This is a genomic window from Nitrospirota bacterium (genome assembly GCA_016219645.1).
Classification (GTDB): domain Bacteria; phylum Nitrospirota; class Nitrospiria; order Nitrospirales; family Nitrospiraceae; genus Palsa-1315.
This window is the reverse complement of record JACRLR010000018.1, coordinates 198,142-222,632: the sequence shown is the minus strand read 5'-3', so window position 1 is coordinate 222,632 and position 24,491 is coordinate 198,142. Positions and strand designations below refer to the sequence as shown.

Sequence of the window (24,491 nt, the reverse complement as noted above, 5' to 3'; positions counted from 1 at the left end):
CGGGCCTCAGCCCTCACACGCCGGGCCAGCCCTGATCGGCGAAGCTGTAGCAGCGCTCGTCAGCGAGGATGAGATGATCCAAGAGCGTGATGCCGAGCAGGTCGGCACCCTGCCGGAGTCGGCTGGTAAGCACACGATCCTCTGGGCTGGGGGTGGGATCGCCGGAGGGGTGATTGTGCGCACAGATCCAGGCCGCAGCATTCATCAGGATCAGCGGTTTGAATACTTCCCGCGGATGCACGATGGCCAAGGTCAGGGAGCCGATCGAGACGAGATTGACGCCGATGATGGCATGCTTGGCATCCAGCCCGCAGACCAGGAATTGTTCGCGGTCCAGTCCTGCAAAGAGCGGTCTGAGGATGACCGCAGCAGCGACCGAAGTGGTCAACGGCAACGAAGGCGGGACGGCCCGGTTGTCGCGGACGAGCGTGACCTGGTATCGCGGCACGGCGTATTCATGCCTCGGCGTCGGCTGCCGTGGCCCATGCAGCATGCCCTGGGAACCGGGAATAGCCATGTCCGCCTCTTTCTTTATCACGATGTCTAGCCCCACCCTTCACAGCACAGGGGTGGGGCGTCGAAGAAGCAGGCGGGATGGCACCTTCGCGGGGGACAGGCCTGAAGTGGCACCCGGAAGGCCTGGCCGCTGCTCTGCGGTGCCGGCTCGCACCCACTGGGAGTGCGGTCCGAATCCGACGCCGGCGATCACGCGGACACACCATGTCAGGGGGGAGGTGAGGGGGCGTCGTCAGACTCCCCCTTCCTATCGTAACCGATGCTCTTAACGGTAAAAGACCTCTCAGCACGGCTCAACATCAAACCGTCCACGCTCTATCTCTGGGCCGCGCACGGCAAGATTCCCTGCCGGAAGATTCATGGACTAGTACGGTTTGATCAACAGGACATCGATCGCTGGCTGTCCTCTTTTTCTACGCAAACGTCCGTACCTCCCCAGATAGGCACCCGGAGGGTGGACCACTCCGACCTGGACAGAGTGATTGCGAGAGCGAAGCGCGACGTCTATACTCCCGGCCACGGGGAAACCATAACACCGAGTCCCACTGGAAAGGAGTGAACGAATGGGACTCGTGAAGAGATGGAATACGTGGTGGATGTCGTTTACGTATCAAGGCCAGCAGGTCAGACGGTCGACGGGGACTGCTGATAAACGGCTGGCTGAGGCGATCTTAGGTAAGGTGAAGGTCCAGATTATCGAAGGCCGATTCTTCGAGAAACCGGAAGCGCAACATCGGACTTTGAAGGAACTGATGGATCGGTACGAAAGTGAGCATGCGGCGAGGCGGGCTAATCATCGGCGAGAGCTCACCAGCATCAAAAACCTGAAGGCGTTCTTCGGGAATCCTACGCTGGATCACATCACGCCGAAGCTGATTGTCGCCTACAAGAACCAACGCTATGCCGATGGGGTGAAACCGGCCACGATTAACCGGGAGCTCGCGACCTTGAAGAAAGCGTTCAATCTTGCTCGTCGAGAGTGGGAATGGTGTACCGATAACCCGGTCTGCCGTGTCTCCATGGAGAAGGAAAACAATACGCGGGTTCGCTGGTTGACCGTGGAGGAAGAACAGCGACTTCTCCCTGTTGCGGCTCCATGGTTGCGGGAGCTCCTGGTCTTTGCCATCTATACCGGCATGCGCATGGGGGAGATTCTGACCCTTACTTGGGCCGGTGTCGATCTGTTCCGTCGAACGGTCACCGTCTTTCGTTCAAAAAACGGCGAGCGACGGACGATCCCGGTGAACACGACCGTGCTTGATCTCCTGAAAGGCAAATACGCGGCGCGCCCAAGGACGATTGATATCGTCTTCTACAGCGAAACCCAGACGACCCTCGACGGAAGCAACATCCGGCGAGCTCTGACCACCGCGCTCGATAGTGCGAAGATCCAAGACCTTCATTTTCACGATCTTCGCCATACGTTCGTGACGAGAATGGTTCAGGCCGGGATAGACCTGTATAAGGTGCAGCGGCTCCTCGGTCATAGGTCGCCAATCATGACGCAGCGCTATGCCCATCACTATCCGGAAAGTCTTCGAGAAGGGGTGGACGCGTTGGAAGCAGGACGGTCGTTTAGCACAAATTTAGCACAGGTCCAGATTTTATCTGGCGAGGCTTCTCTAAGCTGCTGAAAAACTGGAGCCGGCGATCCGGATTGAACGGACGACCTGCGGTTTACGAAACCGCTGCTCTACCAACTGAGCTACGCCGGCTTGCCCGTAATATCACACGGTTACGACACAACTGCAAGCGCCTCGTCCGTAGGGTATGGCATCCCATAGGGAAATTCTACCCCAATCCGCTCGACCGCCTCGGCCTTGTGGGCCTGGCTGAGATGGCTATAGCGCTCGACCATCCCAATGGTCTGCCAGCCGCCCAACTCCTGCACCGTTCGCAAATCTGCCCCCGACATGACCAGCCGCGAACAGAAAGTATGTCGCAAAGTGTGCGGCGTGCAGTCAGTGATCTTGGCCTTCCGGCAGGCCGTCGCGAAGGCGGTCTTGATCGACCGAAAGGGCAGCCCATCGGCTTGGGCGAAGACGAGGTCGCTCTTAGCGGTCTTCTGGAGATTGGCGAGCGCGGCCTTGACCGTGGAGTTCAATGGAATGGATCGACTGCGATGATTTTTCGCATAGGCACTTTCGACGCTGAGGGTCGCGCGCTTCAAATCGACATTCTCCCACCGAAGCGTCAAGGCCTCGGCGTGAATTCTCAGTCCGCAGTTGATACCGACCAACACCAAGGTCTTCAAAGGCTCAGCACATGCGGCGAGCAGCCGGTCCGTTTCCTCGGCTTCCAGAAACCGGAGCCGCCGCCGAGGCTCCTTGCGGAACTTGACCTTGCTGACCGGATTTTCTCCCTCGTACAAGTTCCAATCCCGGCATCGATTGAATAACATTTTGAGGACCGCCAACTCTCGATTGACTCGAATTGGTGCGCCGCGCTGCGCGAGCTGGCAGCGCCGATTCCATTCGATGTCGCTCAGATCGTCGGGTCGCTCCGTCAGGGCCGCGCCCTTCGACCGTTTCTGCCGATAGGCTTCGACCTGCCATGTGCTGATCTGGCCCAACCGCTGGCCGCCGAAGGTTTTCTCCAGCGCACGGAGGCAGGCGGCATAGCTGCGGATGGTGTTCGGCTTCTTGTCGCTGTGCATCCAGTCCTCGAATCGCTTCCGGGCCTCGCTGAAGCTCAGGTCCTTTTTCTTCTTTCCGCCGATCCCGAGTTCGCCTTTGAGAATCTGGCCGCGCACGACTTGCGCCAATTCCAAAGCGATTTTTCTGGTGATGCCCTTGCCCAGCCGTTTTTGATAGCGCTTCCCGCCGATGCGAGCTTCCAAATACCAGCTTTTCCCTTTGAGGATGAGTCCGTCACCGCGTCTCATATCTCGCTCCTTTCACTTCCCGCATGCTGAGGAGTCGGCACCAGCTCACTGAGGTGAAGCGCTGAATGGCTGCCGCAGCCGCTACCGGTGAGTCATATCGAAACCGCTTGATCTGCCCGCCTGTGAATCGACGGGTATCAAGACGCTGCCACTGAATGGAAATCGTCACCATGATGCCCTCCTTGTTATAGCTGTCCGGTTTCGGCGAAGCTCACATAGCGCCCGTTCTCGCCGATCACGAGGTGATCGAGCACCGGAATACCCAAGATATCCCCGCCGTCCTTCAATCGCTTCGTCAAGGCATGATCCTCCTGGCTGGGCGTGGGATCGCCGGAGGGGTGATTGTGCGCGAGAATAATGGCGGCGCAATTGCTGATGATGGCGCACTTGAAGGTTTCGCGGGGATGGACGATCGCGGAGGACAACGACCCAATGCTGATCGTGTGGAGTCCCGTGAGCTTGTGTTTCGCGTCCAGCAGCAGGCACAACATTTCCTCTCGGTCATGGTGCTCGAAGTATTCGCGCAAGATCGGGAGCACATCCCTGGAACTCATGATCGCCTTTCGTTCGGCGCACACGCTCCCATCGCGGATCATTGAAATTTTATACATCGGGATTCGGTAACTCATCAGCGGCTCTGAATGATGGTCCCGGTGGACTCGGGGAGTTGCTTGCACCAAAAGTACGTGCCACGAATCTCGCGCACACAGGCCTTCAAAAACTCCTCCGGATGCTCCCTCGGCAAGATGGTCCCTAGGTCGCCTTTCTGTGGGTGCCATAACTGGAATGGTTCGGTGATCAAGCGCGCCAAGGCTCGGCGATCGGGCGGATCAGCAATCAATCGGCCCTGGTCATCGATATAGAGATCCCCGACCGTCGCCGTGCCGTCGCGACTCAGTTCATAGAAGCGGACTCTCACGGGCGTTCGTTTCATTTCAGCGGCCTTCCTGCCAGTTCGCCGGGTTCTCGATCTCAGAGGGCAGGTATTCGCTCAGAGTGGTTTCGTCGCTCAGGAAGATTGTCTTGATCGGGCTGTCTGGTCGATTATAGAACGGGTCTCGGAGCATCTTGCGCAGCTCCAAGGCGGCGTCATAGAAGGTCTCTGTCTGACCGGTGATCGTCTGCCCACTCAGTCTGATCGCCACATAGTTGATGCTCATGATGTCCTCCGCTTGTTGGGTGGGGTTACTTCGTCGCGGACTGCTGCTTACGCGCTTTCAGTGCCTTGGCCAGCGTCGCCCGCACCCAGCCATTGAGCGTGTAGCCTTCTTGGCGAAGCTTATCCAGCTCGCGCTTTAGCGAATCCTCCACCGGAACCGTCAACATCTTCATGGTGGCTCCCTTCGGAGACAGTTGATGGCCCGGTCCGGTGCCGCTGCGAGGCGGGTGATAGTGATTGCCTCGCCCTTTTCGATCTCTGTCGCGCATATTGTCCAGGTGCGTGCCGCAAAAGAGATGAGCGGGATTGCAGCAGGGCGGGTTATCGCAGTGATGGCAGATATGCCGACCAGGAGGGATCGGTCCGTGGGTCAGCATCCAGGCGACGCGATGAGCCCCATCTGATCCGCCCAGACTGAAGACCCCGTATCCGGTGAGCAACCTAGCCCCCATCCATAGCCAGCAGTCCTCGGGTGGTCCCTTCGCGACCTTGGACCAGAACCGGTCCGGCAAGGAAGGGTGCTTCATTCGGCCTTCGCTTCCCGCAGCTCCCGTCGATGCGCCCGTAAGGCTTTGGTGAGAGCCAGGCGGGTGAAGTGGTTAATGGACCATCCTTCCTTGCGAAGCCGATCCAGCTCGCGTTTGGTCTTGTCTTCGACCGGCACGGTAATCATTTTCATGGGGCGCTCCTTCCAATGGATATCCTTACAGAATGTGACCTAGTAGTATTCTAGAGCAGAACTAGGATGCCTGGCAACGTGTGCTTTACTAGTAGAACGGCACCCCCCCTGCCCCCATACAATCAATCGCCTTTGCCGTCATTTTCATGGCTGGACCCTTGTTGAGTTTGAGATAGCAGCCGCTGGTCTGAGTGAACGCTGCCGCAGCGGACGCACTGACAGAGGCATTCGGCGACCGCACGACGCGCCAATTTCTTCTGGTAGGCCTTCACCTTCGCGAGGGCCGCCTGCGCCGCCTGGGCCTTGACGGTTCCACAGTAGAGGAGCATGTGGGCCTCGTCTTGGGTCAACTCTGGTGATATTTTGCCTTCTCCGATCATCCGCTGAAGATCCTCCTGCGGGAGATGGTCCAATGTGTCGAGGGTGCTCAAGGCGTTCGACAAATTCGACCAATTGGCCGGATTTGAAAGTACGGGATTCTCGGCGATGCTCATCAACTTCTCAGCAGTACGCTGCGTGATCGGCATGGGGGGATCGACCGGCTTGGCGTGGTCTTTGAATAGCCGACTGAAATTCCCGTGCCCGGCCGCCGCCTTCGCTTCAATCAAGAACTGCCCGAAGGCGATGATCGTGGCGACGGTCTCCCGCCATTTCTCTGTCCCGCGGCGCGCCCACTCCTGCAACTGGGCTTCCGGCACATCGCGACGGGCGCTGGTCGTCCTCGTGCTCGTTCTCGGTTTGGCGATCTGCGTATTCATATCCATGATGCGTCTCCTTTTATTTATTGGTTGTGGTGATGGGCACAAAACCCTCTCTGGGAGCGCGGTATCCGGGCGGTAAGGCAAACTGTGGGCTTGGATTGAGCATTTGGATCGCGTCCTTATTCTTGGGGTGTCGAGGGCAGGTCCTGGCCCAGATGCAGCAAATGCTGGCCAATCGCATCCGGCAGACTCGAACAGAAGTGGATACTGGGATGGCCGACGACGATCCCGGCCGGTTCGACCTTGACACCTTGGAGCAATCTTCCGACCATCTCCAACGGTGCGCCGTATTGCAGGGCAATCGAGACCAATCGGGCGAGACAATCGTACAAGGCCGTGACCTCCGCCGACGTATCGGTCCCTCTGACCCTGAGAAACAACTCCGATGGAGGGGTCCCATCGGTGCTCAGGTATAAGGTGCGCCGATTGCCGACCTTGATCTTTTGGGTACTGGATTTGCGACGAGCGGGCAAGCGCTGGCGGGTGGTCATGTCAGCACCTCTCGCTTGAGGTGCCGTCCTTGGCCCACGATCACATTCCTAACATGGCCCCACCGTTTCCACAACTGATGGAGAATCTGTCTCGTGGTCACACGGCCTCCCGTCGAAGTGTCCATGTTTTCCGCTTCCCGCGTGGACCCTGTTTCGACCAGGACCAGACTTCGAGGGCCGCGCCGGATGCTTTCCAGAGGGCGACGAACCCTTCCGCTTCAAGCTTGACTCGTCGAGCAGCATGATTGCTGCCGCTGGTACATTGAATCGCGAGCACCGGCTGACCCGCTTTGAGCGCCAACAGGTCGGCCCCGAACAAGTCTTGCCGAATCTTCGCGAAGGGATTCCACTTCTCGACCACACGAGCGGCGTAGCCCAAGGCCTTGAGATGTTGCAGGCTGCGAGCAGTCGGGGTCATGCTTTCGGCACCTCAGGCGGGTTAGGTTTTTCGTCCTTGAACATGCCGAAGCATTGATGGCAGACGGGACATGTCCATAGCGCCCGCCTGGGATCTTCGAGCGTCAGTCGGCCTGCGCGACAATTCAGACAGTTCATGCCGCCTCCCACATGGCCAAGATCTGCGAATTCGGACAGCCGGGATAGTCGCCAGGAGTCAGCGTCACTTGCACGAGGTGTTCAGCCCCCTCCGCATCGGCCCGCCAGGTCATCGGGCAGACATGCGTCAAGATTTCCTTCTGCAAGCCCTCCCATGACGCATTGGCCAAATCTGAATCAAACAACACCGCTTGACCGATAATGAAGTCGCCTTCAGGTTCGAAGGGCAGTGCGAAGCCAAACAGCGAGGGGATCTCTGTCCTGAGGTCGTCGAACCCTGTGATGAACGCATACACGGTTCCAATGACGAAGCCCGTATGGCCCAATTCGAACGGACACCCGTGCTCGGGCAGCACGACAGTCTTGGGGTTCAGTCGCGGATGACCAGGGAGACGACTCTCAGACTGATCCATGCAGAGGAAGCGCACATGACGCCCACTCATCCCGCGCACCTGCGCCATCGCCTCCCATTCTTCTTGATAGGTCGGCAGCCTGAGTTCATCTTGCCAATTGCGACCGGTCACTCGGCCTTGTTCTTCGACCAATTCGAGCTGCACGCCTGGCAATCCCGCGAGGGTGATGGAGCCGTCGGGCTGAAACTGATATTGGAAGGGACTTTTCATCTGGAATCTCCCGGGTGAGTCGAGGCAACGGCGGAGGAATCAAGGCCCGTAGGGCGAGCATGCCGCCGATGCCGACACCGGCAGACAGGGCAATGCTGGTCGCAGTAATCACGCTGCTCGTCACCATGCCGAACAGGGTTCCGGCCACGAGTGGGGCAGCATAGGGGGCCGCGAGCGCGAGCGCCATCACCGCAATCATCCCGATCATCATACCGGTGTTCTTGCCGCCGCCCCCTCCCCCGCCCATCGGGACGCGACGGATCACAATCGAGGAACCACGCGCAGGAATCGCGTATTCCCATTGCGCCTGTGGAATCAGCTTGCCGTCGATACAGACGCGGGCGTGGATCTGATCTGGTGTCCAGCCGTGTGCGCGCATGGCATCGGCAATGGTCTCGCGGTCCTGCATCGAGCGATCAATGCGACCATGCTCCACGAGCAGATTCGGAATGACGGTGAGGCGGGTCAGATGATTCGGCATAACAGACCTCCCTGTGATGATGTCTTAGAGACCGACCAATGGTACGATGCGGATGGTCGCCTGGTGCTGCACACACAAACTCAGGGCACCGCAGCAGGTATTCGCAAAATCATCGTGTGCGCCTGGCGCATGATCCACCGAGTCTTTGCCAGAGCGGCCGGTGCGCCGTTCCAGCCCCAGGAGTTGCGTGCTCAACTGTTTCACATCGAGCAAATCCACGCTGCCTTGGGCAAACAACGGCAAACTCTCCAGGTACAATTCTGATTTCGTCAGCTCGCTGTGCTTGTACTGAATCCCGTTTCTCTCGAACGACGACCGCGTCCATTCCATCGCGTATTTGTCGCCAACCACCGTGTGACAGCGATAGGACCGCAACACGTCGGCAAACTCCTTGACGACCTGCTCGGGTGAAAACGGCGGGCTAATACCCCGGCAGAGATCCAACACGACGCGAGGCGGCTGTCGTTGTTGATCTTCTTCCTCTCGACGACTGCGCGGGGCCGGATAGCGTTGTCGATGGGCGATGGCGAGTGTGAATGCATCGCGAGCCCCACCTGACGGATCACAAAAGGCGACATATTGAAGATCTGGTTGCGGAGCCCGTTCCCGGCGACCCACTTCAATGCTGCGTTCGATCAGGTCCAGATCGAGGAAGCTGCCGACATCGGATCGAAATTCAGCCAGATATTCCGCACTCGCATTGATCGGATCCTGCTCAAAGGCTCGATCAATGACGCTCTGCGGGACCGACGGATTCATGATCCGGGTCGGGGCCTGAATGACCAGGACCGGCGAATCCTCGTGCCCGTGGTGTCGCTTATAAGCGTCGTAGAGCGGGCCGCTCCGCTTATAGGGCGTGCCCAGTCCAATCAAGAGCGCGCCTGGAATCGTACTCATGGCCGGACGCAAAGCGGCTAAGATTTCTTCCGCAGGATTGGCTGTGTCCTCACTTCTCCAAAAACTGATTTCATCACACAGCGCCCCAATCACGGTGTAGCCTCGGGTGGTGCGATGGCTCCCGGTCGTAATTTCAATCGAGATCCTATTGTCCAGGTCGAGGCTTTCGGCATCCTGGCGGAGCACCATGGCCTTGAGCATCGGGACGTGTTCGATCAGGGCGAGGATGTACCGCATGATGACCCGGGCTTGCTTCCGATCGGTGGCGATGATCATGAGGACCCCGCGTTCGCCCGGACCCAAGCAGGCCGTGTAGTCTTTGAAGCAGGCGAGGAACACGGCGATCAAGGCGACAGTGAAGCTTTTTCCGCCTCGTCGGCCAATCACCAACCAGCATTCCTCGACCTGTTGAGCCGGAGGAGAGTGTCGACCCGTCAGCGCCGTGAACTGGACGCGCTCTGCCTCGGTCATCTCCAGGGCAAAGATTGCCTTGAGCACGACCATCCACATGCGCCAGGTATCCAGGCTGCGAAATAATGGCCGGAACAAGGCCTGGTCTTCGATCGCTTGGATGATATTCACGGGTTCTCCGTCTTGCCCGTGCCAAACAGGTCGGGAAAGTCCGCCTTGATTTTCTGCAACGAGTCCGGCGGATGCCGCGAGCTATCCCCGTTCTGTTCGCCATGCGGGAGGGTGGCCAGATGTGCCGCCCGTTCCAGATCCGCTTCATCTAGACGCCAGGTCCGCCCGAAAACTTTCAGGAAGATGCGATCGAGCATCGCTTCATTCTCTGCCTGGCACTCCTTCAGGTACGCGGCCTTTTGTTCCTCACTCATTCCCATGGCTGCCTCCTATTTCGCCGTGGCGGTGCTGACCTTTTTGAGATACTCGTCCATCTGCATGACCTTCGCGGACGGCGGCACAGCCACACCGGTCGCTTGTGTCACCGATTCTGGCGAGGCTCCGAGCAGGAGCAACCAGCTGGCGAACTGTTGAGCGATGGAGGAGAGGTTGTCCTTCAGCGTGTTCACATATTGGAGCTGTTCCCAAGCGACCGGATTGACTCGCAGCGCGTAACTCTCTTTTCCCCGTCGTAGGATGTCATCGGGGATCACTGGCGAGCCTGGCCAATCCAGCAAGGCCCGCGCGGTCTCCAGATCGCCGCGATTGATCGCCTCAAGCCAGACCATCGCTGCCTGTTCCTTGGGCGTCCCTCGCCGGATTGCATCTTCTCGAAGGAAGGTCACCACTACATCGCCCGCAGGCTTGCTCGTGAGCAAGGAGAAAATCAGCTGCTCCAGCCGAACGACGACCTCAGCCGCTTGAGTTCTGGCGTTGCCGAGGTTCTGGACATTGCCGACCGCTTTCGGGCCAAGAGCCAGCAGCTTGTCCTGCTTGCCTCGGTCGGTGAGCTTCGGATCGGCATCGATACTGTCTATTTCCTTGGCCATCGCCGTGAGCTTTTCGAGCAGGTTGGCCACGATGGCCAGCCAGCGTTCAAGCGCATCGCCGCTCAGGCTTCGAAGGGGCTGCTCCTTGTGATGTCGAAGCGTATTGACGAGCGTTTTGGTCGCTGCTAGTGCCTGTTTCATGATGGATCTCCTTGGTGTGAGGTTAATGAATGGTTGTCAATGATGGTCGGTGTCGGCTCGGCGTGAGGGCTCGATGCCTTGCCGTTGAGATATTCAGTCAATGAAGGCAGCTGCTTCGCTCGCCGCTTCAGGCCGAGTTTGGAAAGCAGGCTGCTCAGCAGAGTGACGGCGCTGAAATAGGAAGTTTGATCCACCGGATCGCCCTGCATGAGCGCCCGCTCCTTTTGCTCGATCAACCGCTGGAGATGGACGACTCGCTTGGCCAAAGACCGCTCTTGATAGGAGAGCTGCGCGATGCCGCCGAGATCGTTCGTGAGTTCTCGCAATTGACCCCGCAAGGCTCGGGCAATCAGGCTTCGGCCATCCATATCCTCCAGAAACTGCGCCGTATAGCGCCGGGACATCTCGGTGGGCTTCAGGCTGCGTTGGCCGACTTTGGCGCTCATACTGCTCTCTCCTGATTCGTCCAGATTGCCTCGGTATTGCTACTTAGGTCGCAAATCGCTGCCGACATCATCTTGAGGCTTTCGATCGCATACCGCGCCAGCCAGATCGCTTCTTGGAGGGGATTTGCCCTGCCGTCGCGACTCATTCCCTGACCAAGATCTCGATTCCCTGTGCCGCTCCTGATAAGACCGTGTAGGAATTTGGTTGTTATCGGTACGAGAACTTCCCAATGAGATTCGGCTGTCATTTCCCGTTTGAATGCCATACACCCCGCGAAAACCGCTCGTAACCGTGTGATATCCTTCGCCAGAGCACCGGTTTGGCTATCTGGTGCTCTCTCAAATTGCCCTTTGAAAGCGGCCAAAACCGCCTCAAAGCCAGATCGAGACTTTTGTGCCCCCCATCCTTTCCCTCCCTTTTCGGGTACGAAAGGGACTGAGGTACGATAATTTCTCAAACTCTCTCATGAGAGCATCTAGAGAGAGTTAGGCTAAAACATGGTACCTTCGTCCCTTCGTCCCCGGACCCTCATTCCTTGCTCACAGCGCCATCCTTCCCCCCGGTTCACAAAGGGGTTCGTTGTCGGCTTGCTCAATCGCTGTGGGTGGCGGTGGCGTGACATCGATCGGGTCTGGCGACCGCTCAGCCCGAATCCGCTTGAACAATTCGTCCATACCCTGTTTCTTTTCTGCACTCTGCGCTTCGCCCCGAGTAGCCTTGATGCCGGTGAACCACTGCGTTCTGAGTCCTGTGGCATTCAGCAGTAAGAGATTCGCGGGATGCCGTCCCATGACATACCGCTGGTCATGGCAGCTCAAGTAGAACGCCGCGACCGGTGGCGCTTCATCCTCGCCGAGTAGCTCAACCAATTTCTTCAGCTGACTATTGACCTGCCGATTCCGGACGGGATCGGCTCCATAGCGATCTCGGTAGGCTGATGCATAGGCCTTCCAAGTCTCAGCACTGACCCCTTCAACCGCAACCGCCCGCGAATTCGAAACTTCGCGGGAAATATCTTGTTCCTGTTCCTGCTCCTGCTCCTGATCCTGATCCTGCTCTTGATTCGCCATAGCCTTTAGCGAAGGCTTTCGTAAAGGCTTTCGGCAGGCTTCCTCGAAGGCTTCGGCGAAGGCTTTGCCCATGCCTTCCAGGAAGGCTTTAAGCTGTTGATACGCTTCGTATTTAAGATCGCATTCCGGCAGCTCATCCCAGGTGACGCGCCAACTGAGGACGACGTTCGGTGATTCAGGCTTGTTGAATTTAATGGCGTTCGGCACCCAGCACAGACGCGCGTGCCAATCAGCCTTTACGAGAGGCTTTCGGCAGGCTTCGGCAAAGGCTTCGCGAAAGCCTTTCAACGGCCAGCCGAGCGCTTCAGCGAGACCGGCTTCACCAGCGGAGAAAAGGCCCGGAATGTTCGTCGTATGAGGGCCAGTGAGCAGATACACGAATACCGATTGCCCGCACGGCGCTGGTGGGGAGAGGGCACGGAATGCTTCATCCCCATACATGCGTACATCAATTTTTCGATACCGTGACATCGTCAACCCCCTGAGTTGTCGGTTTCGGTGATGCTGGTGACGACGAATGGATACTGCGCAACTGCCTCAAAATCGCCAGCCAGTAAGGCATGGTAGATCTGCCGCATCGCGAGCGCGGTTTCCTCTAACGAGCGACCCTCTCCCCAAGCGAGCGCCTTCTTCGCGTGAATCATGACCCCAGGACCCTTCGTTGGCGAAGTCTGGACCCATGAGGGACAATTCGGTGGCCTCCGGTATCGTTGCTTGTTCATTGACCGTCTCCTTGGCCGAACGGAAGGTTCAATGTCATCATGCCCGGAACCGCGGGCTGATCGTGCGCAGCCATCCGTCGATCCGCTTCGCTGGCATACATGGTCGTTAAGAATGGCGGCAGATCCTGGCGCAGTAATAATTGCAAGAGCGCTGGATCATCGAGCGTCGCCAATGATGGGCTAGGACCCGTCATGGTCATCGGGGCCCCTCCTCGCCAGATCGCAGCGCCAGATTCGCTTGCGCCTCGGCCACCGAGGTGCCAGGCAACTCACTGAGGAATGTTTCAAGCTCATTCCGCAGAAAGATGACGCGCCCACCGAGTCGTCGATGGGGGAGCAACTGTCTCGCCACCTTCGCGCGAATCGCTTTTTCGCTACAAGCGAGCAAGACGGCGGCGGCGCTCACATAGAGGATCTGGCCGCTTCGCTGGTGGGCAGGCGAGCCAGAGGCCTGGGCGGGCAGACGTTTCATCGGCCCTCCCTCGTCGCCAGGGTTTTTTCATGGGGCAAGGCTTGGTCTTCGCGCAGCAACAGTCGTCTGATGACTTTCGCGCGCGACAAACCGGACTTCTGGTGCAAGCGATCGAGGATTGTTTTGTGATCGCGATCGAGGGGAAGCGAGAACTGCTTGATCCGGTCCTTATATGGAATGGCCGCCATTTCAAACCCTCCAACAATTAAAAGCCCACTCCAGAATCTTCCCTGCTAGGGGAAGATCCCGCTCATGGCCTTCCATTAATTGGGTTGGAAACGGGGCACTGGGAACCGGTTGACCGTTCCTCGGGGATCGCCATCACGGGATCGCCGAGGATTAACGAGTCAACGTATTTGATATTTAACTCAGGTGAGTCTCTGAAGGCAACGTCAATCGCTCGTCAATCGAAAATAAATCTCCTCATTCATTGCACCGGTGCTCACAATGATCATGCCTGCGGGTTGTGTGCGGGAAGGGACCATGGTTCGGGTTGGAGCGGCTGAGCTATCCCGAGGTCGTGAAGGCTTTACGAGGCTGAAGCGCTTCGTTCGAGACCCTGGGAGAAGGCCCAGACTCTGAAGCTGGGCTTGTCGGCTTTGCAGATGGACTAAATAGGAAAGGTTGGTAGTCCAGCCGGTAAACTAGCTTGGATACCGAACGGATTTGGCATAAACATTTGTTGTACCTGTTGAGCTCTAATAACGGCATGACCAGACGAATTTTCAATGATCTTGCAGGCAGTTGAGTTCGCCATTGTAATGTCTATCGCACAATAGAGTTCCCAAACCGCGTTGCGAAGATTGGGCGCGTTTCGAAGATCTTCCACTTTGCAATGGAGATTGACCAACTCTGTCATGCTGACCCGTTTCGAATGAGAGAGGAAGTTCTTATGATCTGCAAGATAGGAGGAAATGCGCTCAGCATTGTCTGCCGCGTCTACCTCTCCCTTGAACATGTATTTTGTTAACCATTCTTTTACTAGAGTGCGGGATAACAGCTTAGCATTTGCACACTCCACGAGAAGTGACGGCCCCATTTGCGCGAGAAGGGGAACCCAGATACTCAGTTTTTCAGGATGTTCCTGAATGTCTTTCGATGCGTCCTCGAACTGGCCCAAGATGGCATCAGCGGGCGAATACTTCACTCCTCCGCCCTGGAAGATTGGCATTTGTGGGTCTATTGGTCCTAATTCGGAGACTTCATCCATAAGGATGACATTCCCGGAAAGGGCCAGCATGGTAGCCGCACTCTTTGCCGCGTGAGGGACGATGAAACGGATACTTGAAAATCTTTCCCGCAGGCCATCGACAATACCCTGTGTCGCCTCTGCAAGACCACCGGGGCTATGAATAAGGATATCGAGATTCTCTCCTGTCAGTTGTTCTGTCACATCTCGAAAACCGGTCTTGTCGGAGAAGTCGATCTGAAGCAGGTCTTGAGGAACGTTCCTCCCAGGAGTGGTCCAAGCAGTCGCGTAAACGATCAGCGGACGCGCTGTAATCAACTCAATTGCGGTAATTTTTTCACGACGAACGGTATCAATCGCGGCGGGATTTAATTTTGACTGGGTTGTTATTTCGCTAAGTATTCGGGACCAGGTAGACTGCACCTAACCTCCCGAGGCGGTATTTGTGGATATGCTGGTAGGAGGGTTCAATTGAGCGAGTGCGCGCAAGTAACGATCCATGTCAACGTGAAGCACACGCATGGCCTCCACAATTCGTGGGTTCTGTTGCTTGAATGCGTCGAGCTGTGCGTTGAGTAGGTTTTGTTCTTCCATTGGGGAATGCATATTAGCTACCTCTTGTAATGATAATCAACCCCCCCCACCTTTCTATGCGGAATAGGGTCTCTCCTTATACAGCAACCCGAATGCCATAAAGGATTAAGTCATGGTTAATTTTTTCCTCCAAGTATTTCAGCAACTTATACAGTCTCTGGGATATGCAGGCGTTGCCTAGAGGAGTGAACTGCGTACAAATACTGCCGTAGGTGGCAAAGATTGCCCACCTCGGGCTTGTTAAGGAATCCTTCATAGAGCCATGTCGCCGATGGGAACAGAACAAGCGTTTCCAATTCATAGTATTATACTCCGCAGTGTTTGCGGCCTATGAGTGCCCCTAGTTTAAGGCAAAGATCTCCCTGAGATGTCTCCAGGAGCCCATCCCAAGATGCCTCTAGCTCCTAGGGCGCGGTATCCTCGGTGTACTCTGCCGCCTTCCTGTTCGGATGGTCTATCAGCCACTGCTACTCTGCCTTCACCTAGACAGCCGACGCGCTGCATGATGGGATCCGCGTCGGCATGCTTCAGCCGAAAAGTGTATGGCAAAATGCAGGGAAATGATTGTCCAAACCAGGGAAATGTAGGGGCATCCTGGTGCATCACCCCTGTCACCGAATCGCCACTGTTCATCGGTGTTTGCCGCGTTTTATTGGGGTTTCTGGATGTGGCTGAGTGGGGTTTACGAAACCGCTGCTCTACCAACTGAGCTACGCCGGCCCTTGCGTAAGATCTCACAACTTACACGGGTTTTTTCTCCGCCTCAAGGAATTTTTCGTTCAACCGTGGACGAGAGCGGAGCAACAAGGCTCTTGCTGCCAGGCAGCACGCCTGCCTGACTAGCAGGGTGTCGACAAACTACTTGAGCATAACAGAAACGCACGGCCCGGATACTCACAAACTTGTTCGGAAGTAATCGCAGGCTGTTCAGAAAGGCCGTCCAGCAAGGCCGCAGCAAGCGAAGAGACGAAGCGTACCCTCTGCGGTACGTTGAGCCTCTGAGCGAAGCGAGAACGCCGCTGGCGGACTTTATCAACAGCCTGCCAGCCTACCTGCGCTACTTGAATAAGGCAACAGGCTGCAGCCTGACCGAGGCTCCCTGGCCCGGCCCTGGGAGACAGAGGGGCTCCTGCCCATTGCCATACTGCTCCTGAGCCATCTTGAGCACCTGCCACTTGGTATAGGTGCACAGTTCTCCGGCAAGGATGGTACCGTTCTTATCGAGATCTGCCGCGCCGCCCAAACCTTTCAGCAATTGATAGGCAAACAATCCATGCCGGCCTTGGTCATAACTAGGGGCCTCCCGGACTGCCCGGTTGCCGATCATCCACATGATCTTCTCTTTCCCGCTGGCTTTCTGCCCCCACAAGGGAACAGTTCCTTCTGTTGCCTCCTTGCCAGGCGCCCATTCCAGCGAGAGATCGAGTATCACGACGGCCCGCTGAATCGGCAATGATGCCAAGGAATCATGCAGTCGACGAAGCGAATAGAGTCTTGCATCAGACATGGTGGTACTGTCGAATAATCTGATCGACACTGCCCCGGTGGCCGGCTCAACGACTCCTCGACCCGTAATCGAAACATAGACCACCGTGGCGGCATCTACCAGCTTGGGCAGCCACTCTTCCAGCGCTTCGGTCAGGTCGGCCTTGAGGGCATGGGCGTCGACGAGGGTGCGCACACGCTCGGATGGGATCCCACCGATCGCCTTGAGGTAGGCGGCGATGACCTCCGCATCTCTCGCGGCATACTTGACCGGAACGACGTCGTTCTCCCGAAACCGCCCCACGCCGATCACGATACCGACGGCCTTCGGCTGTCTGAGGAGGCTGGGCCGTTTCGGCAGCTGATCGACATCAACCGGCGCCGCTTGGACCCTTGTTCCAGATTCAGGCACCATCGCCACTAGAAACTTCTTGGGTGAGGGCAGCTGGGCCGACTGGGACCCGGCATGCAATGTCAATGTCAACTCCGCCTGCACGGCGTTATTGACCCTGCCAACCTTGCCCTCCAATACCATGTGTTTCACCTCACCGGACTGGAGATCGCCGACCGATACCCTGCTGGGAATCCGTTCAATCAAGGCAGGCGAAGCAGCTACCGACAACTCGACAGCCCTTGCAGGTCCCGGTCCCTCATTCTTGATTTCGATTTCGATCGCGACCGCTTCACCGGTGCTCAACATCTGATTGTGATTCTCAGGGCGGACGATCGCACGGAACACCACCGTGGCAGGTCCATCCGCTGAAACAGGCGCAGGAGCGACTGCCGATGACTGAAGCGCAACCTGCCCTGCCGGCTTGGACCCGCCAGCCTTGCGTGCTTGAGCAGCCTCGCCGATCTTGGTAGAGGTGCCAAGATACGCGGCCATGCCATCTGTCACATAGCCTATTGCCTCTTTGGCAATCGCATCGAGTCCCTTCACCTCGCACGACGCATCGGTGACCTCGACATCTCCACGGCCGATGCTCTGAATTTTCTTGCTGTAGAGGACTACCCCATCGGCAGCCCTATAGGCAAAGTCCAGCCCCACAGTGACCATGGCAGGGTAGCTCTTGTTGGCCTTACGGGTGATCGCAAGGTCGACGGAGGCAGGCCCCAACGATGCATCGACATAGCCATCAGGAACCGAGGGGGATCCTGTCCCATCCGGAAGGACCCTTTCAAAGACACGGCCTGTCTTTCGCTCAAGGAGGTCTTGTAATAGAGCCCCGACCGGCAAGGATTGCCTTTGGCCGCAGGCGTCTTGATAGGCGAGCTGAGCCGCGGCGATGCTTGGGTCAGATCGAAGTTGGACCGTCAGGGGAAGATCGTATCCGACGACCGCGCCCCCTCCTCTCGAGAAGAACGAGCAACTCGTCAACGTCAGAATAGACAGCCCCGCGACAACCCCTGAGGCCGCACGAAGCAAGAGGGACGGACGCGCTGAATCCATGACCTGCACAAGCATTCTTATACAGAAAAACATCCGGGGAGCACAACGGGCCAGGTTTGTTTGGTCTATTTGGTTTATTTGGTTCATCTGGTTGGACTAGTTTCATCCAAACAAACCAAACAAACCAAACAAACAAGAGAAACATCCGATTCGCGCGTTTCACGCGCCACGCTTTCTGTATCGTTGACAGCCCCACACCCCTCGGCTAAGTTGACCCCCATGACGAGATCTTCCTCGCCGGAACCGGGATCACCAGTACCGCCTCAATTGTCCTGGTCGGCTGTCAGCCGACTCATTCGCCTCCAAAACCAGACTGGAACATGGCTGCTCATGCTCCCGACACTCTGGTCCCTGGTCCTCGCCGCTCGCGGGACGCCTCCGCTTCATTTGCTTATCGTCTTTGTCATTGGATCATTTGTGATGCGCAGTGCGGGAGTCGTCTTGAACGATTTAGCGGATCGTTCCTTCGATCGGCATGTGACCCGCACAAGGGTCCGTCCACTTGCCTCGGGTGAACTCAGCGTCACACATGCCCTGATGGTCGTGGGGTTCTTTCTTCTGCTGGCCGCAATACTCGTATTATCCCTTGACCCCTTCACGATCTTCTTGAGTCCAATCGCCATCCTCTTGGCTGCCCTTTACCCGTTCGCGAAACGCGTCATCCACATGCCGCAAGCCATTTTGGGGATCGCCTTCGGCTGGGGCACCATCATGGCCTGGACCGCCTCGCGGGGGGCTATCGAAGCGCCAGCCTGGTGCCTGTTCGCTGCCACAATCTGCTGGGCGATCGGATATGACACGATTTACGCATTGCAAGATCGGGAGGATGATCGCCGGATCGGGGTGAAGTCTTCGACGCTGTTGTTCGGTTCATCGACGTGGATCGCCGTCGGGACAGTCTTTTGTGCAATGCTGTTCCTGCTGGGACTCGCGGGCTGGCTTGCCGACATCGGCTGGATCTATTATGGAGTACTCGTGGCCATCGGCTGGTGGTGTCTGAGACAAGCCCTGCAGCTCAGGCAGGCTGTGTCGACTCCCACCGCTTTCCACATGTTTCAGCAACATGTGTGGGTAGGGGCCGCCGTCTTCTTCGGAATGGTCGCGGGATTCCTACTCTGAGATCAGCTTGCCGGCTTGCTGACGGGTAAAGGCTCTTCCGGCTTGTTGGTCGAACCCTCTGGATTTGCGGGCGCGCGCAACGTAGTAAGGTACATCGTCACGGCCCTGGCATCGGCATCACTGAGCCCGAGCGCCGGCATCCTGGTCTCTGCATCCATCGCCTGTGGGTTCTTCAGCCACCGATAGACCCAGGTCGCATTCAATCTGAACCCTGCTCGATCGAGCGCCGGCCCGACCTTCCCTCCCTCACCGCCGATGGCATGGCAGCCGTTGCAGCCATACTTGTCCTCATAATACCGCTTGCCGATCTCCACCAACTTTGGAATCTCTGCCGGCTTCACGGTGAGATCGGGCCTGGCCACACTCTGGCCTTTCCCCGGCCTGGACGAAAAATTATTGACCGCGGTCTGGGCCGCATCACGATCCTTTTTCGCCTGAGCCATGGCAGCCAATTCCTTGGCATAAGCCGCATCGTCGACATCGACGTTTTTCGCTTCAGCCTCATCGTTGGCCTTCTTTTCAGCCTCTTCGTATGCCTTCGTCGCCTGGTCCAAATTGGCTTGAGCCGCCGTGAGTGCGTCAGCCAACTGTTTCTTTCTCTCTTCGACCTTGAACTCCAATTTCGTGCCGTGGAGGCCCCGGACATAGCCGACAATCGCCCATATCTCGTCTTCCGACAGGGTGTACTTGAACGTCGGCATGGTAGGCACGCCGAACTCGTCATCGCCGATCTCGTCGCCCCCTTCACCCGTATCTTTCATATCCCGGTAAATCGTCTCGAAGATGTCCTTGTCCTTGAGCGTGCTCATCTCTGCTTTATTCGTGAGGTCTTTGGGCTTCGGGTCCGGCATAGAGGACCAATTATACCCTTCGTTCTGGCGTCCACTCTCGCCGTGACAGTGCGAGCAATAGTGGTTGTAGAGTTCATGCCCCTTCGCCTGCTGATCGTTGGCACAACCCCCGGCAACCAGGGCCCCGATGCCGATCAGCGCACTCACCACTCCCGATACGTATAAGGGGACCGCCTTCATGCTCGAGGCCCTTTCTTGAGATTACGGATCAGAAAAAACTGGAATCCGAAAGCCAAACCCACCGCAATGGCCGCGTAGTAGTAGCCCGAATAATTGGGCGGCGCCTCTGCGCGGAAATTCCACCAGGAGGAAACCGCCTTTTGGGACCCCTTCTCCTTCACCGCGCCGCTGACGTCTTTCTTGCCATCCCAGACGGCGAAGGCAATATTGATAAACCCGCCCATTGGGATCTGCGTATCTTCTTCAAGATGTCCGGTCTCGAGCGGCCTGGTAAAGACCACTTTCCATGTCCCGTTGGAATAGACGCCTTTGGCCTGCACGTCCTGATGCTCTTGCGTCTTGAGGGTGCCGAAGCCCATGGCATTCATGTCGACGCCCTTCGCATCTTTGTTTCTCCAAAACCAGATATTGACCGGCCCGCCTTCCACCTGCAACATCGGCTGACCATGGGCAAAGTGGGCCTTCTTATCGCCCACCATGAACTCAATCGCAGCTGCATCGTCCGCATCTTCGGTCGGATCTGCGTACTCCAAAAGAATGGCGACCTTGGTTCCGTCATGCAAGGCTCGCACGCTCAAATCCTTGACCGTGGCATCTAGAATGCGGTTCGGCCAATGGACTTGCGGCGACATCGGGAATTTCGCCTGGGGCGCGCTGTTCCAGACTGCTGCTGTTGGATCATCGGCCGGCAGTCCACCCTTCACCAACGGAGCAGTGACTGCATTACTTTCCGATGCCGATTCGGGTGACGCGCTGGCTGGGGCCTTTTCTTCGGCCCAAGCCGGCTGGGCCGCCAGCGGTGCCAGCAGCAGTCCCAGAACTAGCCCGGCGCCAACGGCGACGTTCGGAACGATTCGACTCAGACCATGCTTCATAAGCTCCCTCTTTCTCCGTCTCCCGCTGGGCGGGTCTGATTGTCTTCTACTGCGCGCGTCGACCGAGGCCCTTCTGAGGGCGCGCGGTCCGCGAGCACGGAAGACATCAGACCCGCCTTCTCATTCCCACGTCCTCGGTGATTGATGCGCTCCGTCGTACTCGCCCATGATGATCTTCCAGATCCATTCGTCGGGGAGCTCCAATTCCCAGCGTGGCATCGCGGATTTCCATGGCATCCCTTCAATCGGGAGGCCGACGCCGCCCTTCTTGATGCGCCAGAAGAGATAACTTTCCTGGAGCATGGCGATTGTCGTTGGGTCCGCGAAGTTCGCCGGAGGAGGGCTGAATCCTCTCGCTGCCGATCCCTTGCCGTCGAAGTTTCCGCCATGGCAGGGGGAACAATAGGCGGCATAGAAACCCTTCCCTTGTTGGATGGCATCCGGGGTCTTGGCAACAGGATTCGACAGGCCGGCGTATTCGCCCGGCGGGGCCGGATGAATCGTCCGGTTCTCCGAGGGAGGCTGATCGCTGACCGCTGTGCTGTTATAAGTTTGCCAGCCGACAAGCAACGGAAAGCAGATCAGGACACCCCAGCGTAACGCCTGCATTCCGCCGATACCATCTCCCGTCAAGAATCGCTCGATCGGGCCCCAGAAGGCATCCTTGGAATCTTTGCTCAGTGTGTAGAAGATCCCGATCCCCGAGATGGTCAACATCATATACAGAATGATGACGCTGGACGGCAGCGGCGCCGAGCCGGGTATAATGGGCACAATAAACTTGCAGAAGAGATAGACGACCACCGTCACAATGATGGGCGTGACCAATGCACCCTTCATACATTCCTCCTCAATGAACTTGCGCCACGGCTACCGGGACGGACTCGGCTGCCTTCTGCACCGGAACGGCCGGGGCCTGCTCAGGCGCCGCCAGCTCGGATACCGCAATGGAAATCGGCTCCCCGCTCATCTGCTGCAAGAATGCAATAACAGCGAGAATCTCATTCCTTGACAGTCCGATGGGATTCTTATTGATATAGGGCATGGTGGCCGGATACTCCTTCGCCATCCCTTCAACGCGATAGTCTTGATAGATGTAGGCCTGCGGCTGCGTCAAACTCTCATACAGAAACTCGCGGCTCAGCTTGGCTCCGATTCCCTTTAAATCCGGGCAGCGTGCCGATTCACTGGGACCAATGGTGTGACACAGGGCACACTGCCCCTTGCTAAAAAAAACCTTTTGCCCAATGGCCGCCAAGTCGGTTGGTGTTTTGACCGTGGCAATGTCGAACTTCTCCTCAACCGGCGGCAGGGACGCCATTTGCGGAATCGACAATGACACGAGCGTGAAGAGGCCCAGTATAATCGTGACAAATCCGGTGACTCGGATGAACGTGCCTCGAATAAAAAGCAGGGCGAGAATGCCCAGCCCCATCACACCGAGACCAATCAACTGTAGTCGAACGATTTCACTCATATATCCCCTTTGGGCAGCAAGAAGTGCTTGGCCCTCAATACTGCATTGCCCTCACAATCCCACGTCCATGATTCACAACTTGCGAGCATTCGGTTCATCGAGCGCGTTCGATGCGCCGGCCATCGCCGGCAGGCCCTGCGGCAGCCCCGCTTTGCTCGATACAGCCGGCGCCTTCGCCTTATCGCCCATGGTGGCAACCCAGAAGATAAATGCCACGATCATACAGAATAAGAATGTGCACAAGGCCATGATGCCTGAGGCATAGCCGAGCGCGGGGGAGTACGCATATTGCGATGTATCGCGGAGCACACCATAGACATGCCAATGGACGCGCGAAGACGACCGTGCGTACCCCATCAGCGTCATCAGGAGGATGATCATGATGGCATTGAGCACAAGGGAATAGCCGGCCCGGGGAGGCATCACGCCCCAGTTCATTTCCGTCGTGACCTTGGCGGTCTTCAGCAGAATGCTCGTCAGCGGAGTGATCGTCAATAGGACTGCAAGCACGACCAATACTTGCGACGTGGAGAAATAATTGATGCGGACGATCGCGGGCACGAAGTAGCCCCACACGCCCAGAACGATGACCACGATCGCCGAAACGGCAAGGATGAAACCCATGAAGATTTTCGCAATTTTTGCCCAGCCCACCGTTTCCTGTTTACCGGCCCGCCAATACATGATGAAACTCATGAAGGTGACGAGGATCATGAGATTCGCGACGGTCATCTTGGCCGACATGACGCCGAAGACGCCGAGCAGCGGATGGTGACTTCCACCCATCTTCCTCGCTTCTTCCATACTGGCCACGAGTGAGTGGGGCGTCATCCAGATACCCAGGCAGACCAGCAGCGCGATCAGCATCGCCAACATTTGTTTCTTATATTTAATGTCGGATCCCGGGATGCGATAGGTCATCCCGATCCAGAAATAATAGTTCGATCCTAGAAAGAGCACGCCGATGAGCATGGCCTGCAGAATGAACAGCCAGGACAGGAAGCCGCCCATGAGCGTGATCCCCATCTGCTGGTTGTACTGATAGATTTCACGCATGAGCCAATAGCCGGCGAAGGGAAGGGACAAGAGACCGAAGACCCCGATGAAGTTCCCGACATAGCCCATCCAGTCGTAGTGGCTGCGCTCTTCAGCGGTCTTCGCGGACAGGTAGCGGATCCCGGCATAGGCACCGCAGATGTAGCCCCCGAGCACGACGTTCGCGATGATACGGTGAATGTTGACGGGCCACCAGGTCGGGTTCCATGTTGCGGCCCAGGCCCGTGCAATATCCGACCCCTCAGCCAGCACGACCGGACTGGACTGGAACGTCGCCCAGGAGTTCGGGATGATCATGATAAAAAACGCGAAGAAGTTCAGCATGAAGCCGAGGAAAATATGAAAGGTTTTCTTCCCGCCATCCTGCATCGTGTCCCAGCCATACCAGTAGAGGTAGAGGGTTGCGGTCTCAGCCAAGAACAGGATGCAGTAGACAATAAACGACGGGAAGAAAATATCGCTCAGGTAATTCATCAATTTGGGATAAAACCCGATCAGCAGGAACAAGAGGATGCCGCCGAAGAGGGCGGTCGTGGAATAGGCGGAGGTCAGGAGCTTGGTAAACTCCTTGGCGAGTTTGTCGTACCGCTTTTCACCGCCCTTCCAGCCGACGATTTCGCATACCCAAGCAAACATCGGCACACCCAGCACAAACCCCGCGAGCAGCAAATGCAACTGGGCGATAACCCAAATCACGTTACGGGCACCGACGTAAGGCACATCACGATACTCGGTCGGAGCCGGCGGCGCGGCATCGGCCCCGAAGGCCAATACGGGGAGACTAAAGAGGCCCGCAACTATCGCGAGCATCGAGAGTGTACCTCCATGATCCCTACAGACCTGGAGAAGCCGCTGAATCCATCCAC

31 protein-coding genes and 1 tRNA gene are annotated in these 24,491 nt (G+C 57.2%); 3 read left to right on the top strand and 29 right to left on the bottom strand.

The window, feature by feature from the left end; genetic code table 11:
- Positions 1-13: 13 nt before the first annotated feature.
- Positions 14-517, bottom strand: coding sequence for a JAB domain-containing protein (locus HZB34_07830; protein MBI5315864.1), 504 nt, complete (start codon positions 515-517; stop codon positions 14-16).
- A 258-nt stretch (positions 518-775) separates the two neighbouring features.
- On the opposite strand from HZB34_07830, the gene HZB34_07825 reads away from it, so the two are divergent.
- Complete coding sequence (locus HZB34_07825) at positions 776-1,075, top strand: helix-turn-helix domain-containing protein (GenBank protein MBI5315863.1); 300 nt, start codon at positions 776-778, stop codon at positions 1,073-1,075.
- 4 nt (positions 1,076-1,079) lie between these two features.
- A complete protein-coding gene (locus tag HZB34_07820; protein ID MBI5315862.1) occupies positions 1,080-2,150 on the top strand; it encodes a tyrosine-type recombinase/integrase in 1,071 nt (356 codons plus the stop codon).
- 5 nt (positions 2,151-2,155) lie between these two features.
- On the opposite strand, the gene HZB34_07815 is transcribed toward HZB34_07820, so the two are convergent.
- From HZB34_07815 to HZB34_07705, 23 genes are all read right to left on the bottom strand, one after another.
- A tRNA-Thr gene (locus tag HZB34_07815) sits at positions 2,156-2,231 on the bottom strand.
- A gap of 20 nt (positions 2,232-2,251) precedes the next feature.
- The gene (locus HZB34_07810; GenBank protein ID MBI5315861.1) at positions 2,252-3,400 is read right to left on the bottom strand and encodes a site-specific integrase; all 1,149 of its coding nucleotides are present in this window, start codon (positions 3,398-3,400) and stop codon (positions 2,252-2,254) included.
- The gene (locus HZB34_07805; protein ID MBI5315860.1) at positions 3,387-3,572 is read right to left on the bottom strand and encodes a hypothetical protein; all 186 of its coding nucleotides are present in this window, start codon (positions 3,570-3,572) and stop codon (positions 3,387-3,389) included. Before HZB34_07805 ends, HZB34_07810 begins: the two co-directional genes overlap by 14 nt.
- A 13-nt stretch (positions 3,573-3,585) precedes the next feature.
- The gene (gene radC / locus HZB34_07800) at positions 3,586-4,029 is read right to left on the bottom strand and encodes a DNA repair protein RadC (GenBank protein MBI5315859.1); all 444 of its coding nucleotides are present in this window, start codon (positions 4,027-4,029) and stop codon (positions 3,586-3,588) included.
- On the bottom strand, positions 4,029-4,334 hold the full coding sequence (locus HZB34_07795; GenBank protein ID MBI5315858.1) for a hypothetical protein: 306 nt from the start codon (positions 4,332-4,334) through the stop codon (positions 4,029-4,031). The genes radC and HZB34_07795 overlap by 1 nt, the downstream gene beginning before the upstream one ends.
- Position 4,335: 1 nt before the next feature.
- Positions 4,336-4,560 carry a hypothetical protein gene (locus HZB34_07790; protein MBI5315857.1) on the bottom strand — a complete coding sequence of 75 codons (225 nt, stop codon included), beginning with the start codon at positions 4,558-4,560 and terminating at the stop codon, positions 4,336-4,338.
- Positions 4,561-4,585: 25 nt separating this feature from the next.
- The gene (locus HZB34_07785; GenBank protein ID MBI5315856.1) at positions 4,586-5,086 is read right to left on the bottom strand and encodes an HNH endonuclease; all 501 of its coding nucleotides are present in this window, start codon (positions 5,084-5,086) and stop codon (positions 4,586-4,588) included.
- Positions 5,083-5,238 carry a hypothetical protein gene (locus HZB34_07780; GenBank protein ID MBI5315855.1) on the bottom strand — a complete coding sequence of 52 codons (156 nt, stop codon included), beginning with the start codon at positions 5,236-5,238 and terminating at the stop codon, positions 5,083-5,085. The genes HZB34_07785 and HZB34_07780 overlap by 4 nt, the downstream gene beginning before the upstream one ends.
- A 122-nt stretch (positions 5,239-5,360) precedes the next feature.
- Entirely contained in the window at positions 5,361-6,002 is a 642-nt protein-coding gene (locus HZB34_07775; protein MBI5315854.1) for a hypothetical protein, read from the bottom strand.
- Positions 6,003-6,118: 116 nt separating this feature from the next.
- A complete protein-coding gene (locus HZB34_07770) occupies positions 6,119-6,490 on the bottom strand; it encodes a hypothetical protein (GenBank protein MBI5315853.1) in 372 nt (123 codons plus the stop codon).
- A gap of 97 nt (positions 6,491-6,587) precedes the next feature.
- On the bottom strand, positions 6,588-6,908 hold the full coding sequence (locus HZB34_07765; protein MBI5315852.1) for a hypothetical protein: 321 nt from the start codon (positions 6,906-6,908) through the stop codon (positions 6,588-6,590).
- Positions 6,909-7,041: 133 nt separating this feature from the next.
- The gene (locus tag HZB34_07760) at positions 7,042-7,668 is read right to left on the bottom strand and encodes a hypothetical protein (protein MBI5315851.1); all 627 of its coding nucleotides are present in this window, start codon (positions 7,666-7,668) and stop codon (positions 7,042-7,044) included.
- A gap of 505 nt (positions 7,669-8,173) precedes the next feature.
- Positions 8,174-9,628 (bottom strand): hypothetical protein, encoded by a 1,455-nt coding sequence (locus tag HZB34_07755; protein MBI5315850.1) that lies wholly within the window; start codon positions 9,626-9,628, stop codon positions 8,174-8,176.
- Positions 9,625-9,882: a hypothetical protein gene (locus tag HZB34_07750; protein ID MBI5315849.1), complete on the bottom strand. Its 258-nt coding sequence runs from the start codon at positions 9,880-9,882 to the stop codon at positions 9,625-9,627. The genes HZB34_07755 and HZB34_07750 overlap by 4 nt, the downstream gene beginning before the upstream one ends.
- Positions 9,883-9,897: 15 nt before the next feature.
- The gene (locus tag HZB34_07745; GenBank protein MBI5315848.1) at positions 9,898-10,638 is read right to left on the bottom strand and encodes a hypothetical protein; all 741 of its coding nucleotides are present in this window, start codon (positions 10,636-10,638) and stop codon (positions 9,898-9,900) included.
- On the bottom strand, positions 10,635-11,084 hold the full coding sequence (locus HZB34_07740) for a hypothetical protein (GenBank protein MBI5315847.1): 450 nt from the start codon (positions 11,082-11,084) through the stop codon (positions 10,635-10,637). Before HZB34_07740 ends, HZB34_07745 begins: the two co-directional genes overlap by 4 nt.
- 540 nt (positions 11,085-11,624) lie before the next feature.
- Positions 11,625-12,626 carry a hypothetical protein gene (locus HZB34_07735; GenBank protein ID MBI5315846.1) on the bottom strand — a complete coding sequence of 334 codons (1,002 nt, stop codon included), beginning with the start codon at positions 12,624-12,626 and terminating at the stop codon, positions 11,625-11,627.
- Between the two features lie 2 nt (positions 12,627-12,628).
- Positions 12,629-12,877, bottom strand: a complete 249-nt coding sequence (locus HZB34_07730; protein MBI5315845.1) for a hypothetical protein — start codon at positions 12,875-12,877, stop codon at positions 12,629-12,631.
- The gene (locus tag HZB34_07725; GenBank protein ID MBI5315844.1) at positions 12,874-13,077 is read right to left on the bottom strand and encodes a hypothetical protein; all 204 of its coding nucleotides are present in this window, start codon (positions 13,075-13,077) and stop codon (positions 12,874-12,876) included. Before HZB34_07725 ends, HZB34_07730 begins: the two co-directional genes overlap by 4 nt.
- Positions 13,074-13,349, bottom strand: coding sequence for a helix-turn-helix domain-containing protein (locus HZB34_07720; protein ID MBI5315843.1), 276 nt, complete (start codon positions 13,347-13,349; stop codon positions 13,074-13,076). The genes HZB34_07725 and HZB34_07720 overlap by 4 nt, the downstream gene beginning before the upstream one ends.
- Positions 13,346-13,537: a hypothetical protein gene (locus HZB34_07715; GenBank protein MBI5315842.1), complete on the bottom strand. Its 192-nt coding sequence runs from the start codon at positions 13,535-13,537 to the stop codon at positions 13,346-13,348. Before HZB34_07715 ends, HZB34_07720 begins: the two co-directional genes overlap by 4 nt.
- Before the next feature lie 422 nt (positions 13,538-13,959).
- The gene (locus HZB34_07710) at positions 13,960-14,961 is read right to left on the bottom strand and encodes a serine protease (protein ID MBI5315841.1); all 1,002 of its coding nucleotides are present in this window, start codon (positions 14,959-14,961) and stop codon (positions 13,960-13,962) included.
- Between the two features lie 1,228 nt (positions 14,962-16,189).
- Entirely contained in the window at positions 16,190-18,067 is a 1,878-nt protein-coding gene (locus tag HZB34_07705; GenBank protein ID MBI5315840.1) for a hypothetical protein, read from the bottom strand.
- A 219-nt stretch (positions 18,068-18,286) separates the two neighbouring features.
- Between HZB34_07705 and ubiA the strand changes: the two genes are divergently transcribed.
- Positions 18,287-19,186 carry a 4-hydroxybenzoate octaprenyltransferase gene (gene ubiA, locus HZB34_07700; GenBank protein ID MBI5315839.1) on the top strand — a complete coding sequence of 300 codons (900 nt, stop codon included), beginning with the start codon at positions 18,287-18,289 and terminating at the stop codon, positions 19,184-19,186.
- 2 nt (positions 19,187-19,188) lie between these two features.
- Here ubiA and HZB34_07695 read toward each other — a convergent pair whose 3' ends face one another.
- From HZB34_07695 to HZB34_07675, 5 genes are all read right to left on the bottom strand, one after another.
- Positions 19,189-20,217 carry a c-type cytochrome gene (locus HZB34_07695; protein ID MBI5315838.1) on the bottom strand — a complete coding sequence of 343 codons (1,029 nt, stop codon included), beginning with the start codon at positions 20,215-20,217 and terminating at the stop codon, positions 19,189-19,191.
- The gene (locus HZB34_07690; GenBank protein MBI5315837.1) at positions 20,214-21,092 is read right to left on the bottom strand and encodes a hypothetical protein; all 879 of its coding nucleotides are present in this window, start codon (positions 21,090-21,092) and stop codon (positions 20,214-20,216) included. Before HZB34_07690 ends, HZB34_07695 begins: the two co-directional genes overlap by 4 nt.
- 120 nt (positions 21,093-21,212) lie before the next feature.
- Positions 21,213-21,932, bottom strand: a complete 720-nt coding sequence (locus tag HZB34_07685) for a cytochrome c (GenBank protein ID MBI5315836.1) — start codon at positions 21,930-21,932, stop codon at positions 21,213-21,215.
- A gap of 10 nt (positions 21,933-21,942) precedes the next feature.
- Entirely contained in the window at positions 21,943-22,569 is a 627-nt protein-coding gene (locus HZB34_07680; protein ID MBI5315835.1) for a cytochrome c, read from the bottom strand.
- A gap of 72 nt (positions 22,570-22,641) precedes the next feature.
- Complete coding sequence (locus HZB34_07675) at positions 22,642-24,435, bottom strand: cytochrome ubiquinol oxidase subunit I (protein ID MBI5315834.1); 1,794 nt, start codon at positions 24,433-24,435, stop codon at positions 22,642-22,644.
- Between the last annotated feature and the right edge of the window lie 56 nt (positions 24,436-24,491).